Annotated in this window: 17 protein-coding genes, 12 pseudogenes and 2 riboswitches; of the genes and pseudogenes, 18 read left to right on the forward strand and 11 right to left on the reverse strand. The window is 72.9% G+C overall.

What is annotated here, in order from left to right; all coding sequences use genetic code 11:
* Positions 1–123: 123 nt before the first annotated feature.
* Together LP418_RS19745 and cbiE are read right to left on the reverse strand one after the other, a co-directional pair.
* Positions 124–480, reverse strand: a complete 357-nt coding sequence (locus LP418_RS19745; protein ID WP_336276106.1) for a hypothetical protein — start codon at positions 478–480, stop codon at positions 124–126.
* A gap of 238 nt (positions 481–718) precedes the next feature.
* Positions 719–1,165: pseudogene (gene cbiE, locus LP418_RS19750) on the reverse strand (precorrin-6y C5,15-methyltransferase (decarboxylating) subunit CbiE); the annotation flags it as partial.
* A gap of 128 nt (positions 1,166–1,293) precedes the next feature.
* A riboswitch (cobalamin riboswitch) is annotated at positions 1,294–1,440 on the forward strand.
* A 27-nt stretch (positions 1,441–1,467) separates the two neighbouring features.
* Here cbiE and LP418_RS31220 point away from each other — a divergent pair.
* The 10 genes and pseudogenes from LP418_RS31220 to LP418_RS19820 all read left to right on the forward strand — a co-directional run bounded on the left by LP418_RS31220 (position 1,468) and on the right by LP418_RS19820 (position 10,465).
* Positions 1,468–3,024: an ATP-binding protein gene (locus LP418_RS31220; protein ID WP_336275769.1), complete on the forward strand. Its 1,557-nt coding sequence runs from the start codon at positions 1,468–1,470 to the stop codon at positions 3,022–3,024.
* Positions 3,009–3,479: a VWA domain-containing protein gene (locus LP418_RS19760; protein ID WP_257953355.1), complete on the forward strand. Its 471-nt coding sequence runs from the start codon at positions 3,009–3,011 to the stop codon at positions 3,477–3,479. Before LP418_RS31220 ends, LP418_RS19760 begins: the two co-directional genes overlap by 16 nt.
* Positions 3,479–4,093, forward strand: a complete 615-nt coding sequence (cobO, locus tag LP418_RS19765; protein WP_257953356.1) for a cob(I)yrinic acid a,c-diamide adenosyltransferase — start codon at positions 3,479–3,481, stop codon at positions 4,091–4,093. Before LP418_RS19760 ends, cobO begins: the two co-directional genes overlap by 1 nt.
* 8 nt (positions 4,094–4,101) lie before the next feature.
* Positions 4,102–6,453, forward strand: a pseudogene (locus tag LP418_RS33945) (cobyrinate a,c-diamide synthase); the annotation flags it as partial.
* A 64-nt stretch (positions 6,454–6,517) separates the two neighbouring features.
* A pseudogene (cobT, locus tag LP418_RS33950) lies at positions 6,518–9,209 on the forward strand (nicotinate-nucleotide--dimethylbenzimidazole phosphoribosyltransferase).
* Between the two features lie 136 nt (positions 9,210–9,345).
* A complete protein-coding gene (locus tag LP418_RS19800) occupies positions 9,346–9,564 on the forward strand; it encodes a CbtB-domain containing protein (protein ID WP_257953359.1) in 219 nt (72 codons plus the stop codon).
* Positions 9,565–9,669: 105 nt separating this feature from the next.
* Positions 9,670–10,023: a CbtA family protein gene (locus tag LP418_RS19805; protein WP_257953360.1), complete on the forward strand. Its 354-nt coding sequence runs from the start codon at positions 9,670–9,672 to the stop codon at positions 10,021–10,023.
* Positions 9,999–10,112 (forward strand): annotated as a pseudogene (locus LP418_RS19810) (CbtA family protein); the annotation flags it as partial. The gene LP418_RS19805 and the pseudogene LP418_RS19810, both read left to right, overlap by 25 nt.
* Positions 10,113–10,224: 112 nt before the next feature.
* Positions 10,225–10,323: pseudogene (locus LP418_RS19815) on the forward strand (CbtA family protein); the annotation flags it as partial.
* Complete coding sequence (locus LP418_RS19820) at positions 10,301–10,465, forward strand: hypothetical protein (protein WP_257957277.1); 165 nt, start codon at positions 10,301–10,303, stop codon at positions 10,463–10,465. The pseudogene LP418_RS19815 and the gene LP418_RS19820, both read left to right, overlap by 23 nt.
* Positions 10,466–10,577: 112 nt before the next feature.
* Here LP418_RS19820 and LP418_RS19825 read toward each other — a convergent pair whose 3' ends face one another.
* The 9 genes and pseudogenes from LP418_RS19825 to LP418_RS19860 all read right to left on the reverse strand — a co-directional run.
* Entirely contained in the window at positions 10,578–11,231 is a 654-nt protein-coding gene (locus LP418_RS19825; protein WP_257953361.1) for a (2Fe-2S) ferredoxin domain-containing protein, read from the reverse strand.
* A 17-nt stretch (positions 11,232–11,248) separates the two neighbouring features.
* A pseudogene (locus LP418_RS19830) lies at positions 11,249–11,761 on the reverse strand (bifunctional adenosylcobinamide kinase/adenosylcobinamide-phosphate guanylyltransferase).
* A complete protein-coding gene (locus LP418_RS19835; protein WP_257953362.1) occupies positions 11,758–12,477 on the reverse strand; it encodes a cobalt-precorrin-6A reductase in 720 nt (239 codons plus the stop codon). The pseudogene LP418_RS19830 and the gene LP418_RS19835 overlap by 4 nt, the downstream one beginning before the upstream one ends.
* Positions 12,474–14,144 carry a cobyric acid synthase gene (locus LP418_RS19840; RefSeq protein WP_442940288.1) on the reverse strand — a complete coding sequence of 557 codons (1,671 nt, stop codon included), beginning with the start codon at positions 14,142–14,144 and terminating at the stop codon, positions 12,474–12,476. The genes LP418_RS19835 and LP418_RS19840 overlap by 4 nt, the downstream gene beginning before the upstream one ends.
* A gap of 45 nt (positions 14,145–14,189) precedes the next feature.
* Positions 14,190–14,327 (reverse strand): annotated as a pseudogene (locus LP418_RS33955) (precorrin-6A synthase (deacetylating)); the annotation flags it as partial.
* Positions 14,328–14,793: 466 nt separating this feature from the next.
* Positions 14,794–16,068: pseudogene (locus LP418_RS19845) on the reverse strand (cobaltochelatase subunit CobN); the annotation flags it as partial.
* A complete protein-coding gene (locus tag LP418_RS19850; RefSeq protein ID WP_257957110.1) occupies positions 16,022–16,681 on the reverse strand; it encodes a cobaltochelatase subunit CobN in 660 nt (219 codons plus the stop codon). The pseudogene LP418_RS19845 and the gene LP418_RS19850, both read right to left, overlap by 47 nt.
* Before the next feature lie 67 nt (positions 16,682–16,748).
* Positions 16,749–17,855, reverse strand: a pseudogene (locus LP418_RS19855) (cobaltochelatase subunit CobN); the annotation flags it as partial.
* Positions 17,824–18,135 (reverse strand): annotated as a pseudogene (locus tag LP418_RS19860) (hypothetical protein); the annotation flags it as partial. The pseudogenes LP418_RS19860 and LP418_RS19855, both read right to left, overlap by 32 nt.
* A 226-nt stretch (positions 18,136–18,361) precedes the next feature.
* Positions 18,362–18,447, reverse strand: a riboswitch (cobalamin riboswitch).
* A gap of 23 nt (positions 18,448–18,470) precedes the next feature.
* Here LP418_RS19860 and LP418_RS19865 point away from each other — a divergent pair.
* The 8 genes and pseudogenes from LP418_RS19865 to LP418_RS19895 all read left to right on the forward strand — a co-directional run bounded on the left by LP418_RS19865 (position 18,471) and on the right by LP418_RS19895 (position 22,972).
* The gene (locus tag LP418_RS19865; RefSeq protein WP_257953364.1) at positions 18,471–18,827 is read left to right on the forward strand and encodes a phosphoglycerate mutase family protein; all 357 of its coding nucleotides are present in this window, start codon (positions 18,471–18,473) and stop codon (positions 18,825–18,827) included.
* The gene (locus LP418_RS33960; RefSeq protein WP_442940289.1) at positions 18,739–18,981 is read left to right on the forward strand and encodes a hypothetical protein; all 243 of its coding nucleotides are present in this window, start codon (positions 18,739–18,741) and stop codon (positions 18,979–18,981) included. Before LP418_RS19865 ends, LP418_RS33960 begins: the two co-directional genes overlap by 89 nt.
* Positions 18,927–19,046: pseudogene (locus LP418_RS19870) on the forward strand (hypothetical protein); the annotation flags it as partial. The gene LP418_RS33960 and the pseudogene LP418_RS19870, both read left to right, overlap by 55 nt.
* Positions 19,043–19,411 (forward strand): annotated as a pseudogene (locus LP418_RS19875) (chromate transporter); the annotation flags it as partial. The pseudogenes LP418_RS19870 and LP418_RS19875, both read left to right, overlap by 4 nt.
* Before the next feature lie 88 nt (positions 19,412–19,499).
* On the forward strand, positions 19,500–20,144 hold the full coding sequence (locus tag LP418_RS19880) for a chromate transporter (protein ID WP_257957111.1): 645 nt from the start codon (positions 19,500–19,502) through the stop codon (positions 20,142–20,144).
* Between the two features lie 500 nt (positions 20,145–20,644).
* A complete protein-coding gene (locus tag LP418_RS19885) occupies positions 20,645–21,778 on the forward strand; it encodes an LON peptidase substrate-binding domain-containing protein (RefSeq protein WP_257953366.1) in 1,134 nt (377 codons plus the stop codon).
* The gene (locus LP418_RS19890) at positions 21,678–22,439 is read left to right on the forward strand and encodes an AAA family ATPase (protein ID WP_257957112.1); all 762 of its coding nucleotides are present in this window, start codon (positions 21,678–21,680) and stop codon (positions 22,437–22,439) included. The genes LP418_RS19885 and LP418_RS19890 overlap by 101 nt, the downstream gene beginning before the upstream one ends.
* Positions 22,364–22,972 carry a S16 family serine protease gene (locus LP418_RS19895; RefSeq protein ID WP_257953367.1) on the forward strand — a complete coding sequence of 203 codons (609 nt, stop codon included), beginning with the start codon at positions 22,364–22,366 and terminating at the stop codon, positions 22,970–22,972. Before LP418_RS19890 ends, LP418_RS19895 begins: the two co-directional genes overlap by 76 nt.
* Positions 22,973–22,981: the final 9 nt, after the last annotated feature.

A 22,981-nucleotide genomic window follows, 5' to 3' on the forward strand; every position in this document is an offset into this window, starting at 1 on the left:
GTGTATGCCGATGTGCTGGGCGACCTCCCCGATTGGGCGTGTACGCCCACTGGGTGACGGTGCGTGCCGGCGTCCAGCCCGTGAAGGTGCCGACGGGAGCCGCGGCCTCGACCGAGATCCGGGTCAGCTCGCCGCCGTGCTCGTTGTAGGCCCGGGGCCAGACGTTGCTCGGTCTCCAGCGTCACGCCGTGGACGACGAGCCGTCTGCCGGGGGACAGCGCGGCCCGGGCAGGCGTCGAGGACGCCCGGAGCGGTCGCGCCGCCGCCGATGAAGATCGCGTCGGGTGCCGGGAGGCCGGTCAGGGCGTCGGGTGCGCGGCCGGTGACAACGGACAGGCCGGGTACGCCGAGGCGCGACGCGTTCCTCAGGATCCGGGCCGCGCGGTCGGGGTTTCCCTCGACGGCGGTGGCGCGGCAGGTCGGGTGGGCGCGCATCCACTCGATCCCGATCGAGCCGGCGCCGGCGCCGACGTCCCACAGGTGCTCGCCGGGAACGGGAGCGAGCCGCGCCGGGGGCGGACGCGCGCAGGTCCCGCTTGGTCAGCTGGCCGTCGTGCTCGAAGGCGTCGTCGGGGAGCCCGGCGGTCCAGCCGAACCGGTGCGGACCGACCGGGTCGAGCGCGAGGACGTGGAGACGAGGAGCGCCACCGGACCAGTCCCGTGCCAGACCGACCGACTGCGATTCCGACGGAGCACCGAGCTCGCCGAGGACGTGCAGGGTGCTGTCGCCGTACCCCACCTCGGTCAGGAGACCGGCGACGGCGGCGGGCGTCTGCTCGTCGTAGGAGAGCACGAGGACGCGGCGCCCGGGGGCCAGCTCGCGCAGGACCGGGGCCGGGTCGCGGCCGACCGGGCTGACCACGGTGCAGGACTCGGCAGGCCAGCCGAGCCGGGCCCGCGCCGGGGCGACGGAGGAGACCGCGGGATGGATGGTCACGCGGTCGGCGCCGAGGAAGTCGATCAGGGTGGTGCCGATGCCGGAGACGAGCGGGTCGCCGGAGGCGAGGGCGACGACGTCTCCATCGAGACCGGCGAGCAGGTCGGGCAGCCCCGCCCGCAAGGGCGAGGGCCACGGCACACGGCGCTGACCGGGGACGTCGGGCAGCAGGTCGAGGTGGCGCTCGCCGCCGAGCACGACCGCGGCCCGCACGATCAGCTCCTTCATCTCGATCGGCAGCCCCGACCAGCCGTCGGCACCGATCCCGACGACCGTGACGGTCGGCTGGGATGGACGGGGGAGTCGGTCACGAGGCCGCACGCTATCGTCACCGCAGGCACGAGGTGCCCCAACGGCTCGTCCTTCGGAAACGGTGGACAGCAGTCGGAGGGGAGAATCTGGGAAGCCGGTGAAAGTCCGGCACAGGCCCGCTGCGGTGAATCAGGCCCCTTGCGAGAGGGGACCCGACAAGTCCGAAGACCGGCCTCGCGTCCGACCAATTTGTTCGGCACAGCGAGCGGGAGCCTCACATGCCTTTGCAGTATCCATTTTCTGCCGTCCTCGGTTGCGAGGCCGACGACCTCGACGACATGGGCCCGGCCCTCGTCCTCACCACGATCGCCCCCGAGATCGGTGGCGTGCTGGTGCGCGGCGAGAAGGGCACGGCCAAGTCGACTACCGTCCGGGCGCTGGCGGCGGTGCTGCCGCCGGTCGACGTCTTCGCCGGGGACCGGTTCTCGATCGACCCCGCCGATGCGTCCGCATCGTCGCCCGACGGTCCCTTCGCCGAGGACGCCGACGTGCTGACCCGGCCGGTCCGGCTCGTCGAGCTGCCCGTCGGTGCCACCGAGGACCGCGTGCTCGGCTCGCTGCACCTCGAGCGCGCGCTGTCGCAGGGCAAGGTGGAGTACGAACCCGGCCTGCTCGCCCGCGCCCACCGCGGGATCTTGTACGTCGACGAGGTCAACCTGCTCCACGACCACCTCGTCGACCTGCTGCTCGACGCCGCCGCGATGGGCCGGGTCACGATCGAGCGCGACGGGGTGTCCGTCGAGCACGCCGCCCGCTTCGTGCTGATCGGCACCATGAACCCCGAGGAGGGCGAGCTCCGCCCGCAGCTCCTCGACCGCTTCGGGCTGACCGTCGAGGTCGCCGCCCCGCGCGAGCCGACGCTGCGCGCCGAGGTCGTACGCCGACGGATGGCCTTCGACGTCGACGCCGTTGCCTTCAGCGAGCGCTACCGCTCCCGTGACCTGGCGCTGACCGCGCGGGTCGAGTCTGCTCGCGACCATCTCGCGAAGGTCCGCCTGACCGACATCGCGCTGCTGAAGATCGCGGAGATCTGCGCGGCCTTCGAGGTCGACGGCCTGCGTGCCGACATCGTCACCGCACGTACGGCCGTCGCGCACGCCGCCCGGGAGGGCCGCGACGAGGTCACCCGCGCCGACATCCGCCGGGCCGCGCTGCTGTCGCTCCCGCACCGCCGCCGTCGCAACCCGTTCGATGCCCCGGGCCTCGACGAGGACCTGCTCGACCAGCTGCTCGGTGACGACGAGCTGCCGCCGGAGCCGCCGGAGGGGCCGGCGCCGGACGACGACCCGGGACGTCATGAGGACGGGTCGTCCGAACAGCCAGATCCCATGACGTCAGGGGAGGGCAGCGAGCCCTCCGAGGGGGCCGCCGAGCCGCCCCTTGGACCTGAGTCTTCTCGAGACTCAGGTCCAAGCGCCGACTCAGTGGTCGGAGCCGCGGCGGCCTACCGGCCGAAGCTGCTGACCGTGAACGGGCTGGGGGAAGGCGCCGCCGGAAGGCGCAGCCGGGCGCTGGCCGGGTCGGGAAGAAGGGTCGGCGCGACGCCCGGGACGAGCGGTTCTCTGCACCTCGTCGAGACGCTGATGGCCGCCGCGGGCAAGCAGCCCGCCCGCGGTCGGACCACGGATCGCGTCGACCTGCGTGCCGAGGACCTGCGCATCGCCGTACGCGAAGGACGGGAGGCCAACCCGGTGCTCTTCTGCGTCGACGCGTCCGGTTCGATGGCGGCCCGCAAGCGGATGACCCAGTCAAGACCGCGGTGCTGTCACTGCTGATGGACGCCTATCGCCGGCGCGACAAGGTCGGCCTGATCACCTTCCGCGGCCACAGCGCCGAGCTCACCCTGCCGCCCACGCACTCGGTCGAGATCGCCGCGCGGCGCCCGGACGAGCTGCCGGCGGGAGGGCGTACGCCGCTGGCGACCGGGCTCCTCGAGGCCGCGACCGTGCTCCAGCGCGAGCGCCTGCGCGACCCGCGGCTCAGGCCGTTGCTCGTGGTGGTGACCGATGGTCGCGCCACCGACGGCGCCGACGCCGTTGCTCGTTCCCTTCGGGCTGCGGAGTACCTCGCCGGCCTCCGCGTCACGACGGTGGTGATCGACGGAGAGGGCGGGCCGTTGCGGCTCGGGCTCGCGGTCCGGCTGGCCGAGGTGCTCGGCGCCGAGCACCTCCCGGTCGCCGAGGTGACCGCGGGAAGCGTTGACCGGCTCCGTGAAGCGGGGGTGGCCTGATGCCGAAGGGTCAGCCGATCGCCGTACCGGACGACGGGCTCACCACCCGGCAGCGCCGCAACCGCCCGCTCGTGATGGTGCACACCGGCGACGGCAAGGGGAAGTCGACGGCCGCCTTCGGGGTCGGCATCCGCGGCTGGAACCGGGGCTGGAAGGTCGGGGTCTTCCAGTTCGTGAAGTCCGCCAAGTGGCGCATCGGCGAGCAGACCGTGCTCGAGCGCCCGGGCAGCCTGCACGAGGAGACCGGCGAGGGCGGACCGGTCGAGTGGCACAAGATGGGTTCCGGCTGGTCCCGGACGCGCAAGCACGGCGACGACGTCGACCACGCCACCGCGGCCGTCGAGGGCTGGCAGGAGATCAAGCGCCGCCTCGCCGAGGAGACGCACGACCTGCTGATCCTCGACGAGTTCACCTACCCGATGAAGTGGGGCTGGGTCGACGTCGACGACGTCGTCGCGACGCTGCGTGACCGGCCCGGCTTCCAGCACGTGATCATCACCGGCCGCAACGCCGACCCCCGGCTCATCGAGGTCGCCGACCCGGTCACCGAGATGACCAAGGTCAAGCACCCGATGGACGCCGGACAGAAGGGCCAGAAGGGCATCGAGTGGTGACCCTGCCCGTGACACTGCCGAGGCTGGTGATTGCGGCACCGAGCACCGGGCAGGGCAAGACCACGATCGCGACGGGGCTCCTCGCGGCGCTCCGATCCGCAGGTCACCGGGTCAGCGGCCACAAGGTCGGGCCCGACTACATCGACCCCGGCTACCACGCGCTCGCCTCAGGGTCGCCCGGGCCGCAACCTCGACCCGCACCTCGTCAGCGAGGAGCGGATCGTGCCGCTGCTGCTGCACGGCGCTGCCGGTGCGGACGTCGCGGTGATCGAGGGCGTGATGGGCCTGCACGACGGGCGGATCGGCACCGACGGCTTTGCCTCGACGGCCCACGTCGCGCGCCTCACGCAGTCCCCGGTCGTGCTCGTCCTCGACATCGCCCGCCAGTCGCGGTCGGTCGCGGCGATCGCGGCGGGCATGGCGACGTACGACCCGGACATCAGCATCGCGGGCGTGATCCTCAACAGGGCGGGCTCCGACCGCAACATCGAGGAGATCCGGCGTGCGCTCGACCTGCCCGTGCTGGGGGTCCTGCCGCGCGACGAGGACCTCGCCACGCCGTCGCGTCACCTCGGCACGGTGCCCGCGGCCGAGCGCGACGAGTCCGTCGCGATGGTCGAACGGCTCGGCGACCGGGTGGCGCGTCACCCGGACCTCGACGCGCTCCTCCAGGTCGCTCGGTCGGCGCCCGCTCTGGACGCAGAGCCGTGGTCGCCGTACGCCGAAGTCACGCCCGGACCCGAGCGCCCGGTCATCGCCGTCGCCGGCGGGCGCGCGTTCACCTTCCGCTACCCCGAGACCGAGGAGCTCCTCGAGGCCGCGGGCTGCGAGGTCGTCACGTTCGACCCGCTCGTCGATCGCGCTCTGCCCGCGGGCACGCGCGGCATCTACCTCGGCGGCGGCTTCCCCGAGGTGTACGCCGCAGAGCTGGCCGCGAACCGGAGCCCGGTCGACGACGTGGCGCGCAGTCGCGGCCGGCGTCCCCACCGTCGCGGAGTGTGCCGGACTGCTCTACCTCGCCGAGACGCTCGACGGGGTGGCGATGGCCGGCGTCGTGAAGACCGACGCCGCGATGGGCGGACGGCTCACTCTGCGCTACCCGACCGCGACCGCGCTCACCGACAGCCTGCTCACGCGTGGGGGGAGCTGGTGACCGGTCACGAGTTCCACAAGACGTCCGTGACCACCGACGGTCGCGCCCTGGAGGTCGACGGCGCGCCGACCGGCTTCGCGGCCGACACCCGGCACGCGTCCTACCTGCACGTGCACTGGGCCGGGCATCCGCAGCTCGCCCAGCGGTTCGCGGACGCGGCGCACGCGGCCGCGCCGCACGTCACGTTGCCCGTGGCCGAGCCCGATCCGGAGGACCCGCTCCGCCACCACGGCGACGCCGAGGTCGACGGACTGCTCGACTTCGCGGTGAACGTCCATCCCGGTCCCCGCCCGGACTGGCTCGACGACGCGCTGCACGCGTCGCTCGACGACACGGCGTATCCCGACGCGCGGCCCGCGCGCCGGGCGTTGGCCCGTCTTCTGGGCCGACCCGAAGGCGAGGTGCTCCCCACCGCCGGCGCCGCGGGAGGCCTTCACCTTGATCGCCCGGCAGCCGTGGCGACACCCCGTCGTCGTGCACCCGCAGTTCACCGAGCCGCACGCCGCGCTGGAGCAGGCCGGCCACGAGGTGCACACCGTGCTCTGCCGACCGGACTTCACCCTCGATCCGAGCGCGGTCCCGTCCGACGCCGATCTCGTCGTGATCGGCAACCCGACCAACCCGACGGGCGTCCTGCACCCGGCGTCGACCATCAAGGCCCTCCGCAGGCCCGGGCGGCTCGTCGTCGTCGACGAGGCCTTCATGGACGCGGTCCCCGGTGAGACCGAGTCGCTGCTCCGCGAACGGCTCGACGGCCTGCTCGTGGTCCGCAGCCTCACCAAGCACTGGTCGATCCCGGGGATCCGGGCGGGGTACGTCGCCGGCGACCCGGCCTTCGTCGCTGCTCTCGCCAAGGTCCAGACACCGTGGTCGGTCGCCGGTCCCGCCGTCGCCGCGATCGTCGCGTGCACCACTCCCCGGGCCACGGTCGAAGCAGACGAGCGAGCGCACGAGATCGTCCGCTGGCGCGAGCACCTCGTCGCCGGCCTGACCGAGCGCGGCATCGAGCACGTCCCTTCGAGTGGATCGTTCGTCCTCGCCCGCATCGGAGCAGCGCGTCAGTCGCTGCGCGATGCCGGCATCGCCGTACGCCGCTGCGACACGTTCCCCCGGGCTCGACCCCACCCGGGCGCGGATCGCCGTCCGCCCCGAACCCATCACCGACCGGCTCCTCGCCGCCCTCGACAACTGCACTTCCGAAAGACAGGACCCACCCATGCCCTACGTCGCCGCCCCTCTCCGAGATCGCCCGCAACCACGCCGAGAAGCGGCTGGTCGCGCTCGCCACGCCGCCCGGCGCGCTGGGCCGCCTCGGCGACCTCGCGGTCTGGGTCGCGGCCTGCCGGGGACAGGTGCCGCCGGTGCCGGTCGACCACGTCCGGCTCGTCATCTTCGCCGGCGACCACGGCGTCGCCGGCCACGGCGTCTCGGCGTTCCCGCCGGCGATCACCGGCGCCATGGTGCGCACGTTCCTGCTCGGCAAGGCGGGAGTGAGCGCCCTCGCTCGGGAACACGGAGTCTCGGTCCGGGTGCTCGACCTCGGTGTCGACGAGGACTTCGACGACCTTGCCGACGACGTACGGACCGCGTTGACCGCCCACAAGATCCGTCGCGGCAGCGGCGCGATCCACCTCGAGGACGCGCTCACGCTCGGCGAGACCCGGGCCGCGCTGGCGGCCGGCGCCGCCGTCGCGCGCGAGGAGATCGCGGCCGGCGCGCAGCTGCTGATCAGCGGCGACATGGGCATCGGCAACACCACCCCGGCGGCCGCACTCGTCGCCGCGGGGCTCGGCCTGCCGGCCTCCGAGGTCGTCGGTCGCGGCACCGGGATCGACGACACGGCACTGCTCCACAAGACGTCGGTCATCGATGCCGCCCTCGCCCGCGCGGGCGATCGCATCGCCGACCCGGTCGAGACCCTCGCCGCCCTCGGCAGCGCCGACCTCGCCGCCAGCACCGGCTTCCTGCTCGCCGCCGCGCAGGAGGGCCGACCCGTCCTCCTCGACGGACTGATGAGCGTCGCCTGCGCGCTCACCGCCGATCGCATCGAGCCCGGTGCCGCGGGTTGGTACGCCGCCGGCCACCGCTCCACCGAACCCGCCCAGTCCCTCGCGCTGGCGAAGATGGGGCTCGAGCCGCTGCTGGACCTCGGACTCCGCCTCGGCGAGGGTTCGGGGTGCCGTCGCGGCCGTTCCTGTCGTCCGCAGCGCGGTCGCGATCCTGCGCGACGTGGCCCTCCTGTCGGAGCTCATGCCCGAATGATCAACGACGCCCGGCGGCTCGCGGTCGGGACGCTGACCGCGATCCCCGTCCGGTCACCCTCCAACGTCGACCGGCGACGGGCCGGCGTCGCGATGGTGGTCGCGCCGCTCGCGGTGCTGCCCCCGGGCCTCGTCGTCGCCGGCGTCCTGCTCGCCGGGCACCGGCTCGAGCTCCCGGTGCTGGTGACCGCGCTGCTCGCGATCGGCGCGCTGGTCCTCGGCAACCGCGCCTTCCACCTCGACGGGCTCTCCGACACCGTCGACGGCCTCGCGGCCTCCTACGACCGCGAGCGCTCCCTGTCGGTGATGAAGTCCGGGACCTCCGGGCCGGCCGGGGTGGTCGCCGTCGTGCTCGTCCTCGGACTCCGGGTGGCGGCGCTCGCGTCCCCCGGCCTCGCCCGGGGGCGCGGTCCTCGCGGGGGTGGCCGTCTGCGCCTCCCGGGCGGCGCTGGTGCTGTGCTGTGCCCGCGGTGTCCTGCCGGCACGAGCCGACGGACTGGGGTCGACCTACACCCAGACCGTGCCGCGGCTCGTGGTTGCCCTCGTCTGGATCGCGGTCGCCGTCCTCCTCGGCCTCGTCGGTGCGTGGACCGGGCTGCCGTGGTGGCGCGGCGCTCTCGCCGCGACCGTTGCGCTGGTCGTCGTCCTCTCCCTCCTGACCCGCACGATCCGTCGCTTCGGCGGCGTCACCGGCGACGTCTTCGGCGCCGCGATCGAGCTGTCGCTCGCCGCCCTGCTGGTGTCCCTGTCGTGAAGGGGCGCGCCCTAGGGATGCTGCTCGGCTTCGCGGCCGACCGGGTCCTCGGGGACCCTCAACGCTTCCACCCGGTCGCCGGCTTCGGCACCACGGCCGCGACCCTCGAGCGTTTCCTGTACGCCGACTCGCGCGCCCGCGGAGTCGCGCACACCGGCCTCTCGGTCGGCGGGACGGTCGCGCTCGGCGTCGCGGCCGAGCACCGCGCGCCCCGGATGTTGGCCACGGCGGTCGCGACGTGGGCCGTGCTCGGCGGACGCTCCCTCGAACGCGAGGCGCTCGCCGTACACGCCCATCTGGCTGCCGACGACCTGCCGGCCGCACGGCAGCGGCTGACCCATCTGGTCGGTCGCGACACTGCGTCCCTCGACGAGTCCGAGGTCGCTCGGGCCGTCATCGAGTCGGTCGCGGAGAACACCTCCGACGCCGTCGTCGCCCCGCTGGTGTGGGGAGCGGTCTGCGGTGTTCCGGGGCTGCTCGGCTATCGCGCGGTGAACACCCTCGGCGCGATGGTCGGTCACCACAACGCCCGCTACGAGAACTACGGCTGGGCCTCGGCGAAGCTCGACGACCTCGCGAACCTGCCCGGCTCGCGGCTCTCGGGCCTGCTTGCGATGGTCGCGACGCCGTCGCAGGCGCGCGCTGCGGCGTACACACGGGAGGCGCGACGCGAGCGCCCACCCGAGTCCGAACGGGGGAGTCGTCGAGTCGGCCTTCGCGGGTGCGCTGGGCATCCGGCTGGGCGGCACGAACACCTACTACGGCGAGCGGGTCGAGCACCGGGCGGTGATGGGGGACGGGCGCGACGCCCGGGCCGACGACATTGCCCGATCCTCAGTCCCGGCGCGGAGGATCGGCCTCCTCGCGGCCCTGTCAGCAGCACTTTCTGCGTCGCTGACTTCTCTTCGTGGCGGGTGGCGCGGAGGGCGTCGGAGTCCGCTAGGGTGAGCGTCAACGATCACTTGGAAGCCGGTGGAATTCCGGCACAGTCGCGCTACTGTGACATCGCCTCGGCGGTGGAGTCAGACCCGATTGGTCGTCCAACCCCAACAACCGGGGACGCACGCATCCCTGAGGAGGACACATGTCGCATTCCGTTGCGGCGCCGGTCGCCGGTGCCCCCGCTCTCCCCACCATCGAGCTCCGCGAGCTGGCCCCCCAGGCGCTCTTCTTCGGACTGCTCGGGACGCTGGTCATCTTCTTCATCAGCGCCGACCGGGGCGCCGTCTCGATCCCCGCGGGCACCGCGATCCACGAGTGGGTCCACGACGCGCGGCACCTCATGGGTTACCCCTGCCACTGATCAGTCACTGATCACCCGGTAGCACCTCTCGTCTCGCCGCCCGGGCAGAGTGCGCTGACGCGCGCCCCGGTGTCTGTCGGCGACCCCCCGGAAACGGAAAACTCAATGAACGCACGCGCATTTCTTGTCCGCGGCCTGCTGGCCGGACTGATCGCCGGCCTAGCCGCCTTCCTCGTGGCCAACGTGGTCGGTGAACCCCACGTCGAGTCGGCGATCGCGCTGGAGGAGTCGGCAGCGCCGGCCGCCCACGATGACGGGCACAGCCACTCACACGACGAGTCGGACTCCGACTCGGAGGAGGCCGTCTTCGAGGTCTCCCGCGCCAACCAGAGCACGTGGGGCCTGTTGACCGGCTCGCTCGCGATCGGCGTCGCCCCGGGGCGGCCCTGGTCGCGCTGGTCGCGGCCGGCACCACAGGGCGACTCGGCCGGCTGTTGCCGGGCCAGTCGACGGCACTGATTGCGTTGCTCGGGTTCGTGTCGGTGGCGCTGGTGCCGTTCCTGAAGTACCCCGCCACCCCGCCGGCCGTCGGCAGCGGCGACACCATCGGCGACCGGACCGCCCTCTACTTCGGCTTCCCGGCCGTCTCCGTCCTCGCGGCCGCCGCTGGCGACGTGCGCCGCCTGCCGCCTGCGCTCGCGGGTCGGGACGTTCGGCGGCGTGGTCCTCGGTGCCGCGGCCTACCTCGTCGTGGTGGTCGTCGCCGCGCTGGTCTTCGCCCCCGTCAACGAGCTGGGTGACTTCCCGGCCGACACCCTGTGGTCCTTCCGGCTTTCGTCGGTGCTCACGCTGGCCACGATGTGGGGCGTGCTCGGGGGTCGTGCTCACCGGGCTGGTCATCCGGCTCTACGCGCAGGAGACCGCCGTCGCCGAGCGGCGGGAGCTGGCCGCCAGCCTCTGACGCACTGCCGCTGGTTGAGCAGCGAGGCCGCCTGCGGCCGAGCGTGTCGAAACCAAGGCCCTTGGCTTCGACACGGTCCTCGCTGCGCTCGTCCCTGCTCAACCAGCGGGAGTCAGCGGGGCAGCCGATGGCTCTCGACGGGGCTCCCGGCCACGAGGTGGTCGTGGACGATCATGGCCGCTGCGGCGGGGTCGACGGCGCCGTACCAGACGTCGTCGGGCTGGACGCTGACGACGGGAGCCCGGTTGCAGGGGAACTGGCAGCCGGTGTGGGTGACGAGCACGTCGTCGTCGCCGAGGCCGGCCTCCATCATCGCGAGGATCAGCGCTCGCATCGTGTCCTCCGAACCGGCCGCGGTGCAGCGGGGCCCGCGGCAGATGAGGACTTGGCGCGCGTGACCGGTCACGTCCTTCCGGGCGGCGGAGGTGAGGCCGGGTTCGCTGCCGGTGATCGGCTTGAGGTCGAGCAGCACGTCGTCGACGGATGACAGTGACGTGACCAGCCGGGTGGCCACGGTGACGACCGGCCGCTCGCCCGCACGCTCGCGCCACCAGTGCGCGGCGATCCGCCGCAGCCACGAGTGCGCGGGCGCGAGGGGACCGAGGTTGACGCCGACGAGCGTGATCGAGGAGACGCCGGAGTCCGCCAGCCGCGTCAGCTCGAGCGAGAGCGACGGGTCGCCCATCTGCAGGAACGCGACGGAGGCCTGTCGAGAGCGAGCCTCGGCGAGCAGCGCGTCTCGTCTGTCCACGTCGCTGACGGACATGCCCACCGGGACCGGGCTCACAGCTTCAGCACCCGGCCGGCGATCACGAGGTGCACCTCGTCGCAGGCTGCCGCGAGGCGCTGGTTGACGAGCCCGAGCAGGTCGCGGAAGAGGCGTCCGGAGCGATGGACGGGTACGACGCCGAGCCCGACCTCGTTCGTCACGAGCACCACGTCGTCGCGGTCGGTCAGCACGGCGACCACGTCGTCGAGCAGGCCGTCGACCACCGCTGTGACTTCGGGCGCGGACGCGTCCCACAGCTCGCGCTCGTCGAGGGACGCCCGTCAGCCAGTGCCGAGGCAGTCGACGAGGACGGGCCCATCGAGGGCGAGGGCCGAGACGAGGTCGCGGGTCTCCACCGTCGTCCACGACGCGGGTCGTCTGGCCCGGTGGGCCGCGATCCGGGCGAGCCAGTCAGGGTCGGAGTCGTTGGTGGGCCCGGGTGCGACGTAGGACACCGGACCGGAGAGCAGCGACTCCGCGTGCCGGGACTTGCCCGAGCGGACACCGCCCGTGACGAGGACCTTCATGCCAGCTCCCTGACCCGGGCCACCGCGTCGGCGACCTCGTCGACGGTGCGGACCCCTGCCGGGGCGGGCGGTCGCCGTACGACGACGACGGCGACGCCCGGGCGGGCGGCCGCCTCGAGCTTGGGCCCGGTGTAGGAGCCGCCGGAGTCCTTGGTGACCAGCACGTCGGTGCGGTGCCGGCGCATCAGCAGCAGCTCGCCGTCGAGCCCGTAGGGCCCGCGGCTGGTGAGCAGCTCCCACGCGGGCGGCAGGTCGAGGGTGGGTACGTCGACGACGCGCGCCAGCGCCGGCAGTGGACCGAGCGCCGGGACGAACGAGGCGAGCTCCTGCCGACCGACGGTGAGGAAGGGGCGCCCGCCGAGTGACGCGGCGGTCACCGCGGCCTGTGCGTGGGTGTCGACGAAGTGCCACGAAGGATCCGGCTCCCAGCCGGGTCTTGCGAGCCGCAGCAGCGGCAGGTCGGTGCAGGCAGCAGCCGCGTTGGCGGTCATGCCCTGCGCGAACGGGTGGGTCGCGTCGACGACGGCGTCGTAGTCGGCCAGCGCGGCGCGCAGGCCGTCCACCCCGCCGAAGCCGCCGATGCGCACCTTCCCGACCGGCAGCCGGGGACGGGCGACCCGGCCCGCAAGGGAGGAGGTGACGTCGATGCCGGCGTCGACGAGGTCGGCGGCGAGCTCGCGGGCCTCGCTGGTGCCTCCGAGCAGGAGCAACCTCATGACGCACCTCCGGGCGGCAGGACCTTCAGGTCCTTCGGGGCCCCGTCGCGAGCGAGGGCGAGCAGCGCGTCGACGTCGAGGTGCTCCTCGACCGGGTCGCCGAGCAGGTCGAGCCGTCGCTCACGAGCGACGGGGAAGGAGACGTCGGACGCCGACAGGCCCAGCGCCTCGTGCAGGAACGCGCGCCTCAGGTCGTCACCCTCCGGGCTGCCGTGCCACATCGTCCCGAAGACGAGTCCGTCGCGCGCGCCGCCGAGGAATTCCTCGCCGGAGCCGACCGTGATCCGGCCGTGGTGGATCTCGTAGCCGTGGGCGGGTGCGCCCAGCGCCGTACCGGACGGAAGGCGAAGGACCTTGTCGGTCCCGAACGTCGTCGTCACGTCGAGCAGCCCGAGCCCCGGCACCGAGGCACCCGGCAACCCCTCGACACCGTCCGGATCGTCGACAGCCGCACCGAGCATCTGGAAGCCGCCGCAGATGCCGAGCACCGGCCGGCCGCGACGCGCGTGCTCGACGATCGCGTCATCGAGACCACGAGACCGCAGCCGGGCGAGGTCGCTGATCGTCGCGCGGGTGCCCGGCAGCACGACCGGGTCGGCGTCGGCGAGGTCGCGCGGGTCGGCGGCGAAGACGACGTCGAGGTCGGGTTCGAGCCCGAGCGCGTCGAGGTCGGTGAAGTTGCTGATCCGGGGGAGTCGCACGACCGCGACCTTGCGGGCCGCACTCGAGGCGGCCCGGCGTCCGTCGAGGTCGAGCGCGTCCTCGGAGTCGAGCCAGAGTCCCGCGTCCCACGGCAGCACGCCGAAGACGCGTCGTCCCGTCAGGGACTCGAGGGAGTCGATGCCCGGCGTCAGCAGCGAGACGTCGCCCCTGAACTTGTTCACGACGAAGCCTGCGATCAGCGCCCGGTCCTGAGCCGAGAGGAGCGCGACCGTCCCGAACATCGCCGCGAACACCCCGCCCCGGTCGATGTCGCCGACCACCACGGTCGGGATCGACGCGTGCTGGGCGAGCCCCATGTTGACGTAGTCGCTGGCGCGGAGATTGATCTCGGTCGGGCTGCCCGCGCCCTCGGCGACGACGATCTCGAAGCGCGCGGACAGGTCGTCGTAGGCCGCATGCGCCGCCTGCGCCAAGTGCCGCCGACCCGACTCCCAGTCGTGGGACGACACGTCGCCAGCGGGTTGTCCCATCAGCACGACGTGGCTGCGCTGGTCGGAGCCGGGCTTGAGCAGGACGGGGTTCATCGCGGGCTCGGGCGTCACCCGCGCGGCGAACGCCTGCACCCACTGCGCACGCCCGATCTCGGCGGTGGTCCCGTCCGCGGCCACGCAGACCATCGAGTTGTTCGACATGTTCTGGGCCTTGTACGGCGCAACGCTGACCCCGCGCCGCGCGAACGCGCGGCACAGGCCGGTCGTCACGACGCTCTTGCCGGCGTCGGAGGTGGTGCCGGCGATCAGGAGGCTCACGAAGGTCCCCTCAGGAGATACGCGTCCATCACCCAGCCGGCCGTCGCCTTCGCACGCGCCCGCGGCGTCGTCGAGATCGGCGAGCACGTCGCCGACCCGGCCGGCCACGAGCTCCTCGGAGTCCGTGCCCGGGTTGGCCCCCCACCAGATCGACCAGTCGTCGAGGCCGGTCAGGTCGAGCTGGCCGGTGAGCATCACGACGAGGTTGGTCTGCCCAGCGGCGATGTCGTCGCGCAGTCGCCGGGCAGTCGTGACGTGCACCGGCTGGCCGACCTCGTGCAGCACGATCCGGTGGCTGGCGGCGAGCACCGACGGGGCGCTCACCCCGGGCAGCACGTCCCACTCGGCACCGACCGAGGCGGCCACGCGAGACACCACGCGGATCGTCGAGTCGTAGAGCGATGGGTCTCCCCAGACCGGGGAAGGCGGCGGTGCCGCCGCGCTCGCGCAGCACGGAGGCGTACGCCGCAGCGCGGGCGTCGTGCCAGTCGCGGACGGCGCCGGGGTAGTCCGCGGGATCGGCCCGGTCGCGCGGAGGATCCGGGACCGCGACCAGCTCGACGCCGTGCTCGTCGCAGATCGCCTGCCGCACGGCGAGCAGCTCGTCGTCGGCGGTCTTGCTGGCGGCCACCACGTAGTCGCACGAGCGCAGCGCGGCGGCGACCTCGGAGGTCACGTGCCGCGGCCCCATCCCGACGCCGAGCAGCCGGACCCTCACGCGCCGTCGTCCTCCCGGGTCGCCCTCGACCTCGAGGTAGACCTGCTGCATCGCGGCCATGACGTCCGGGTCCGGCGACTCCCACAGCCCGCGCTCGGCGGCCTCGTGGAGGCGCTCGACGATCCCTCGCAGCGCCCACGGGTTCGACGTACGCAGGAAGGCCCGGTTGGTCTCGTCGAGGACGTACTCGGTCGCGAGCTTCTCGTACATCCAGTCGTGCACGACACCGGCAGTGGCGTCGAAGCCGTAGAGGTAGTCGACGGTCGCGGCCAGCTCGAAGGCGCCCTTGTAGCCGTGGCGCTGCATCGCCGCGATCCAGCGCGGGTTGACGACGCGGGAGCGGAAGACGCGGGCGGTCTCCTCGGCCGGGGTGCGGGTGCGGACTGCGTCGGGCGAGGTCGAGTCGCCGACGTAGGCCTTGGGGTCCGAGCCCGTCAGCGCGCGGACGGTCGCGATCATGCCGCCGTGGTACTGGAAGTAGTCGTCGGAGTCGGCGATGTCGTGCTCGACGCTGTCGACGTTCTTCGCCGCCACCTTGATCCGGCGGTAGTTGGCGCGCATGTCGTCGGCCGCCGGGGCGCCGTCGAGGTCGCGGCCGTAGGCGAAGCCGCCCCACGCGGTGTAGACCTCGGCCGGGTCCTTGTCGTCGCGCCACGAACCCGACTCGACGACCTGCAGGATGCCGGCGCCGTAGGACCCGGGCTTGGACCCGAAGATCCGCGTCGTGGCGCGACGCTCGTCGCCGTGCTCGGCCACGTCGGCTCGTGCGTGCGCGCGGACGTAGTTGTCCCGGTCGGACTCCTCCAGCGCGGCGACCATCCGCACGGCGTCGTCGAGCATCGCCACGACGTGGGGGAAGGCGTCGCGGAAGAAGCCGGAGATGCGGACGGTGACGTCGATGCGCGGCCGGCCCAGCTCGGACAGCGGGACCACGGTGAGCTCACGCACGCGGCGCGACTCGGCGTCCCACTCGGGGCGTACGCCGAGGAGCGCGAGCACCTCGGCGATGTCGTCGCCGGAGGTGCGCATCGCGGAGGTGCCCCATACGGACAGGCCGACGGACGCGGGGTAGGACCCGGTCTCGTCGAGGTAGCGGTTCAGCAGCGAGTCGGCCATCGCCCGGCCGGTCTGCCACGCCAGCCGGGACGGCACCGCGCGGGGGTCGACGGTGTAGAAGTTGCGGCCGGTCGGCAGCACGTTGACCAGCCCGCGCAGCGGGGAGCCGCTCGGACCGGCGGGGATGAAGCCGCCGTCGAGGGCGTGCAGCACGGCGGTCAGCTCGTCCGTCGTGCCGGCCGGGCGCGGGACGACCTCGGTGGCCGCGAAGGCCAGCACCCGCTGCACGTCCGGGTCGTCATGGAGATCGATCGCGGCGGCCGGGTCCCAGCCCGACTTCTCCATCTGCTCGACCAGACCGCGGGCCCGGGCCTCGAAGACATCCACGGCCGCCCCCGTGGCGGCGTCGACGTCGACGAGACCCGGGGCCGCGCGGAGGCCGGGGACGGCATTGCCGACCCCGCCCCAGACTCCGGGCCGCGCGCAGGATCGCGAGCACGAGGTTGACCCTCGCCTCGCCGATCGGCGCCTCGCCCGGGACGTGCAGCCCGTCGCGGATCTGTGCGTCCTTGATCTCGCACAGCCACCCGTCGACGTGCAGGATGAAGTCGTCGAAGTCCTCGTCGTCCGGCCGTTCGTCGAGCCCGAGGTCGCGATGCAGCTCGGCGGCCTTCATCAGGGTCCAGATCTCGCCGCGGACCGCGGGCAGCTTGGCCGGGTCCATCGCCGCGATGTTGGAGTACTCGTCCAGCAGCTGCTCGAGACGGGCAATGTCGCCGTACGCCTCGGCGCGAGCCATCGGCGGCACGAGGTGGTCGACGATCGTCGCGTGCGCGCGGCGCTTGGCCTGCGCGCCCTCGCCCGGGTCGTTGACGAGGAAGGGATAGATCAGCGGCAGGTCGCCGAGCGCCGCGTCGGTGCCGCAGGAGGCGGAGAGCGCGGCGTTCTTGCCGGGCAGCCACTCCGAGCGACCCGTGCTTGCCGAGGTGCACGATCGCGTCGACGCCGAAGCCGCGGTCGAGCCAGCGGTAGGCGCCGAGGTAGTGGTGGCTCGGCGCGAGGTCGGGGTCGTGGTAGATCGCGACCGGGTTCTCGCCGAAGCCGCGCGGCGGCTGGATCAGCAGCACGACGTTGCCGGCGACCGGGGTCGCGAGCACCAGCTCGTTGTCGTCGTTGACGAAGAGCGTGCCGGGTGCCGGGCCCCACGCCTCGACCATCGCGTCGCGCAGGTCGGCGGGCAGGTCACGGGTCCACTCGTCGTACGACGATGCGCTGATCCGCACGTGCGCGTCGGTCAGCTGCGCGCTGGTCAGCCACTCCTCGTCCCGGCCACCGGCGGCGATCAGCGCGTGGATCAGGGCGTCGCCGGCCTCGGTGTCGTCGGCCATGTCGATGATGTCGACGACCGCCGCCTCGCCGGTTGAGCTTGTCGAAACCCCGAGGTCGTAGCCCGCGTCCCGGAGCTCGCGCAGCAGCCGGATGGCGGAGACCGGGGTGTCGAGGCCGACCGCGTTGCCGATGCGCGAGTGCTTGGTCGGGTAGGCCGACAGCACGAGGGCGAGCTTCTTGTCGGCGTTGGGGATCGTGCGCAGTCGCGCGTGCCGGACCGCGATGCCGGCGACCCGCGCGCAGCGCTCGGGGTCGGCGACGTAGTGGGGGAGGCCGTCGCCGTCGATCTCCTTGAAGGAGAAGGGTGCGGTGATGATCCGGCCGTCGAACTCCGGGATCGCGATCTGGGTGGCGGAGTCGAGCGGCGTGACGCCGTCGTCGGACGCGAGCCAGTCCGCGCGGCTGCTGGTCAGGCACAGGCCCCGGATGACCGGGATGTCGAGCGCCGCCATGCGAGCCACGTCCCGGGCCTCGTCGTCGCCGCCCGCGCTGGCGGTCGACGGCACGCTGCCACCGGCCGCGAGGACGGTCACGATGAGCGCGTCGAGGGTGCTGAGCTCGGTGTAGAGCTCGTCCGGCGCGGCGCGCAGCGATCCCGCGAAGATGGGTACGCCGATGGCCCGGCCGGTTGCGTCGACCGCGTCGGCCGGGGGCGTGCGCGAACGCGGTGTTGCCGCTCGCCTCGTGCGCGCGGTAGTAGAGCACCCCGATGCGCGGCAGGCTTTCCCCCGCCGGTTGAGCAGCGAGGGACGAGCGTGTCGAAACCAAGGGCCGCTCGGCGTACCCCCGGGCCGGCAGGACGGCCGGCGCCTCGAAGCCCTCGCCGGTCAGCAGCACCGTGTCGGACAGGAACGCGTGCAGCTGGCGCAGGTTGGCCGGACCGCCCTCGGCGAGGTAGCGGTGGGCCTCGGCCGCGATGCCGATCGGCACCGACGACATCTCCATCAGCTCGGCGCTGGGCGTCTGCTCGCCGCCGAGCACGACGACGGGCCTGTTCGCGGCCAGCTCGGCAAAGCCGGGCATCAGGTCCTGCGGGGAACCGAGCAACCGGATGACGACGAGGTCGCAGCCGTCGACGAGATCGGCCAGCGGCTGGCCCGATCGGACCGGGTTGGCGACGACGTAGTCGGCGCCGGATCCCCGGGCGCTGAGCAGGTCGGTGTCGGACGTGGAGAGCAGGGCGATACGCACGGCGGATGTTCCTCCTCCGGGGTTCTCGCCCCGGCTAACGGTCGGATGTGCCCGTGCTGAGTGTCTGGCTCGATCCCCTCTGCCTGATGTGCAGGGTGGGATCTCACAGTGGCGGAACCGCCCCGGAGTCTCACCGGGTTCCTCATGCCATGGGCGTTGCCAGCGTAGTGGAGACTGTGCGCCGTGCGCGCCCGGTCTATCTCGTCAGGCACGGGCAGTCCGAGTGGAACGTCCTCCGGCTCACCCGGGGCCAGACGATGCATCCGCGGTTGACCCCGACGGGCCGTGCGCAGGCAGCCGCCGCGGCCGACTCACTCGCGCTCGGGCTGGCCAGCCGTCCCGTGCGGCTGCTCACCAGCGACCTGACCCGCGCGGTCGAGACGGCCGACATCATCGGGGGAGCGGCTCGGCGTCGAACCGGCCCTCGACGCGCGCCTGCGCGAGCAGCACCTCGGCTCGTTGGAGGGCCGCGCCTACGAGGAGACTCGGGCCGAGGCCGAGCAGCACGACTGGTCCGATCCTGAGCTGCCGATGGCAGGGGGCGAGTCCGTGGGCGCCGTACGGCGACGCCCCCGGCCAAGCTCCTGTCCCAGATCGACCCCGACGTGGCCACCGTCCCGGTCAGCCACGGCGACGCGATCCGCTCCGCCCTCGCCCACCTCGAGGGACACCCGATGACAGAGGTCCCGTGGGTCTACGTGCCCAACGGCTCGATCACCCGCGTCGACGGGGCGCTGGTGTGAGCCGCCTGCGCGACCGGACGGGCGACGTCGTCCCGCTCCGCGAGGCGACGAAGACCCGGTTCGCGATCTCGCTGCAGACCTTCGGCGGCCCGGCCGGCCAGATCGCCGTCATGCAGCACAAGCTCGTCGACGAGAAGCGCTGGATCGGGCAGCAGCGGTTCCTGCACGCGCTCAACTACTGCATGCTGCTGCCCGGCCCCGAGGCCCAACAGCTCGCGATCTACACCGGCTGGCTGCTCAACGGCAGCCTCGGCGGACTGATCGCCGGATTCCTGTTCGTGCTGCCCGGGATGCTGGCGATGCTGGCGCTGTCCGCGGTCTACATCGGCGCCGGCGACACCTCCGTGGTGACCGGCCTCTTCGTCGGGCTCGCGCCCCGCGGTGATCGCGATCGTCGTGCACGCGGTGGGTCGCGTGTCCGGGCGCGCGCTCTTCCACCCGCTGCTCGTGGTGATGGCGGTGGCGTCCTTCGTCGCCCTGACGGCCTTCGGCGTGCCCTTCCCGCTCGTTGTCCCGGCCGCGGCCGTGCTCGGGTGGCTGCTGCGGGGCCTCGTCGGCGTCGCGCCGTCCGGACACGGGGCGGCAGGCGACGTACCCCCGCCGCTGATCAGCGACGACACGCTCCACCGCGAGGGGCCCTCGACCCGACGGGCGTTGACGATCCCGGGGGTCGGACTGGTGCTGTGGTTCACCCCGGTCGCGGTCGCGGCACTCCTCTTCTCCCGCGACAGCGTCTTCGTCGACCGGGGACTGTTCTTCTCCGGCGCCGCGGTGGTCACCTTCGGCGGGGCCTACGCCGTCCTGTCGTACGTCGCCCAGCAGGCCGTCCGGGTCTACGGCTGGCTCGCCCCGGGCGAGATGGTTCGCGGGCTCGCGCTCGCCGAGACGACGCCCGGGCCGCTGATCATGGTCGTGCAGTTCGTCGCCTTCGTCGGCGCCTACCGCCAGCCGGGCTCGCTCGACCCGTGGGTCGCGGCCGTCCTCGCCTCGCTGCTGGTGACGTGGGTGACGTTCGTGCCGTGCTTCCTCTTCATCTTCCCAGGGGGCGCCGTACGTCGAGCGCCTCCCGCAGCAACGTCCACCTCGGCGCCGCACTGACCGGCGTGACCGCGGCCGTCGTCGGGGTGATCGCCAACCTCGCGGTGTTCTTCGCGCTGCACACGCTCTTCGACGCGGCCCGCTCGCTGCAGTGGGGACCGATCGACCTGTCGCTGCCGGTCCTGTCCACCCGGGACCCCGTCGCGTTCTCGCTGACCGGCGTCGCGCTGGCGATGGTCTTCTGGCTGAAGTGGTCGACGCTGCGGGTGCTCGGGGTGTGCGCGGCGCTGGGGCTCGTGGTGACCCCGGTATCCGGGTAGTTACCAAATCCCTCGATTCGTGGGGTCTTCCCGGGTTGGTTGGTAACCGGCTACCTACCAGCGCGCCGAGGGGACCGGATTCCCGGGATTTGGTATCCACCTAGCAACCACAGCCTCCCGCGCTGCGGAGGTTGAGGCGGGACGATTTCGCTGTGGACGAACACGACGGTCCTGCGGAACACGGGACCCACGCCGATAGTTGAGTCGACACCACTCAAGGTTGTCGAAAGCGAGCGCCTCATGTCTCACACCAGTCTTCCCGTCCTGTTCGTCGCCGATATCGTCGTGCTCCCCGGGATGGTGGTCTCGCTCGAGCTCGACGACGCCTCCCATGCCGCAGTCGATGCGGCCCGCGCCGGCGGCGACGGCCGCGTCCTCGTCGCTCCGCGGCTCGAGGACCGCTATGCCTCGCACGGCGTCATCGCCACGGTCGAGCGCGTCGGACGGTTCAGCAGCGGCGGTCCCGCCGTCGTGCTCAAGGCCGAGCAGCGCGGCCGGATCGGCAGCGGCGTCAGCGGCCCCGGTGCGGCTCTCTGGGTCGAGGTCGAGCCCGTCGAGGACCACGTCACCGAGCGTGCGCGCGAGCTGGCCGAGGACTACAAGCGCCTCGTCGTGGCCGTCCTCCAGCGGCGCGAGGCCCGGCAGGTCATCGACCGGGTCCACCAGATGTCCGATCCCAGCGCGATCGCGGACGCGGCCGGCTATGCGCCGTACCTCTCCTCGGACCGCAAGCGTGAGCTCTCGGAGAACCCCGACGTCGAGTCCCGCCTCGAGACCCTGATCGGGTGGACCCGTGACCACCTCGCCGAGGCAGAGGTGACCGACAAGATCGGCGAGGACGTCCGCGAGGGGATGGAGAAGAGCCAGCGCGAGTTCCTGCTCCGCCAGCAGCTCGCCGCGATCCGCAAGGAGCTCGGCGAGGGCGAGCCCGAGGGGGCGGACGACTACCGCGCCCGGGTCGAGGCCGCCGACGTCCCCGACGCCGTGCGCGAGGCCCTGCTCCGCGAGGTCGACAAGCTCGAACGCTCCAGCGACCAGAGTCCCGACTCGGGCTGGATCCGCACCTGGCTCGACACCGTTCTCGAGCTGCCCCGGGACGTCACGACCGACGACTCCACCGACATCGTCGCGGCCCGCGCCGTGCTCGACGCCGACCACCACGGCCTCGACGAGGTGAAGGAACGGATCGTGGAGTACCTCGCCGTGCGCGCCCGTCGCGCCGAACGTGGCCTCCAGGGTCGTCGGCGGCCGCGGCTCGGGTGCCGTCGTCCTGCTGGCCGGTCCGCCCGGCGTCGGGAAGACCTCGCTCGGCGAGTCGGTCGCGCACGCGCTCGGCCGCAAGTTCGTCCGCGTCGCCCCGGGTGGCGTGCGTGACGAGGCCGAGATCCGGGGCCACCGCCGGACGTACGTGGGGGCGCTGCCCGGCCGGATCGTGCGGGCGATCAAGGAGGCCGGTTCGATGAATCCGGTCGTCCTGCTCGACGAGGTCGACAAGCTCGGCGCTCGCCCGGGATTCGGCACCGTCGGCGGCGACCCGGCCGCGGCGCTGCTCGAGGTGCTCGACCCGGCGCAGAACCACACGTTCCGCGACCACTACCTCGAGCTCGACCCGGACCTGTCCGACGTGCTGTTCATCGCCACCGCCAACGTGGTCGAGCAGATCCCGCAGGCGCTGCTGGACCGGATGGAGCTGGTCACGCTCGACGGCTACACCGAGGACGACAAGGTCGCGATCGCACGTGACTTCCTGCTGCCGCGACAGCTCGAGCGGGCGGCGCTGACCGCCGACGAGGTCACGGTCTCCGACGCCGCGCTGCGCGAGATCGCGGCCAACTACACGCGTGAGGCGGGCGTACGGCAGATGGAGCGGTTCCTCGCCAAGGCGCTGCGCAAGGCGGCGATCCGCCGGCGACCGGCGCCGAGCGCGTGGATGTCGACCTGCCCGACCTCAAGGAGCTGGTGGGGCGCCCGCGGTTCACCCCGGAGGCGCACGAGCGCACCTCGGTGCCCGGCGTCGCCACTGGGCTCGCCGTGACCGGGATGGGCGGAGACGTGCTCTTCATCGAGGCGTCCGTGCACGACGGGCCTGCGGGGCTCACCCTGACCGGCCAGCTCGGCGACGTGATGAAGGAGTCCGCCCAGATCGCGCTGACCTTCGTGCGCGCGCACGCGGCCGAGCTCGGCGTCGATCCGGCGTTCCTCGACCGGGCGATCCACGTGCACGTGCCGGCCGGGGCGACCCCGAAGGACGGTCCGTCCGCCGGCATCACCATGGTCACCGCCCTGACGTCGCTGGCCACCGGCCGGCCGGTGCGGTCCGAGGTCGGCATGACCGGCGAGGTCACGCTCAACGGCCGGGTGCTGCCGATCGGCGGGCTGAAGCAGAAGCTGCTCGCCGCCCAGCGCAACGGCCTGACGGAGGTCTTCGTGCCGCTGCGCAACGAGCCGGACCTCGACGACGTGCCCGCCGACGTGCTCGAGACGCTGACCGTCCACGTCGTCGGCGACGTCCTCGACGTGGTGCGGGGCGCACTGTCCCCGGCGGCGACCACGGCGGCCGCTGCGTGATTCTCGCGG

The sequence above is a fragment of the Nocardioides sp. B-3 genome, from assembly GCF_024703895.1.
Lineage (GTDB): Bacteria > Actinomycetota > Actinomycetes > Propionibacteriales > Nocardioidaceae > Nocardioides.

Excerpts from the sequence above, each read along its gene's own strand:
- cobO (WP_257953356.1), top strand. The coding sequence starts at position 3,479 with ATGCCGAAGGGTCAGCCGATCGCCGTACCGGACGACGGGCTCACCACC.
- LP418_RS19835 (WP_257953362.1), bottom strand. The coding sequence starts at position 12,477 with ATGAGGTTGCTCCTGCTCGGAGGCACCAGCGAGGCCCGCGAGCTCGCC.
- LP418_RS19825 (WP_257953361.1), bottom strand. The coding sequence starts at position 11,231 with ATGTCCGTCAGCGACGTGGACAGACGAGACGCGCTGCTCGCCGAGGCT.
- LP418_RS19880 (WP_257957111.1), top strand. The coding sequence starts at position 19,500 with ATGGCGGTGGCGTCCTTCGTCGCCCTGACGGCCTTCGGCGTGCCCTTC.
- LP418_RS31220 (WP_336275769.1), top strand. The coding sequence starts at position 1,468 with ATGCCTTTGCAGTATCCATTTTCTGCCGTCCTCGGTTGCGAGGCCGAC.
- LP418_RS19800 (WP_257953359.1), top strand. The coding sequence starts at position 9,346 with ATGTCGCATTCCGTTGCGGCGCCGGTCGCCGGTGCCCCCGCTCTCCCC.
- LP418_RS19885 (WP_257953366.1), top strand. The coding sequence starts at position 20,645 with ATGTCTCACACCAGTCTTCCCGTCCTGTTCGTCGCCGATATCGTCGTG.
- LP418_RS19805 (WP_257953360.1), top strand. The coding sequence starts at position 9,670 with ATGAACGCACGCGCATTTCTTGTCCGCGGCCTGCTGGCCGGACTGATC.
- LP418_RS19840 (WP_442940288.1), bottom strand. The coding sequence starts at position 14,144 with ATGCTCACCGGCCAGCTCGACCTGACCGGCCTCGACGACTGGTCGATC.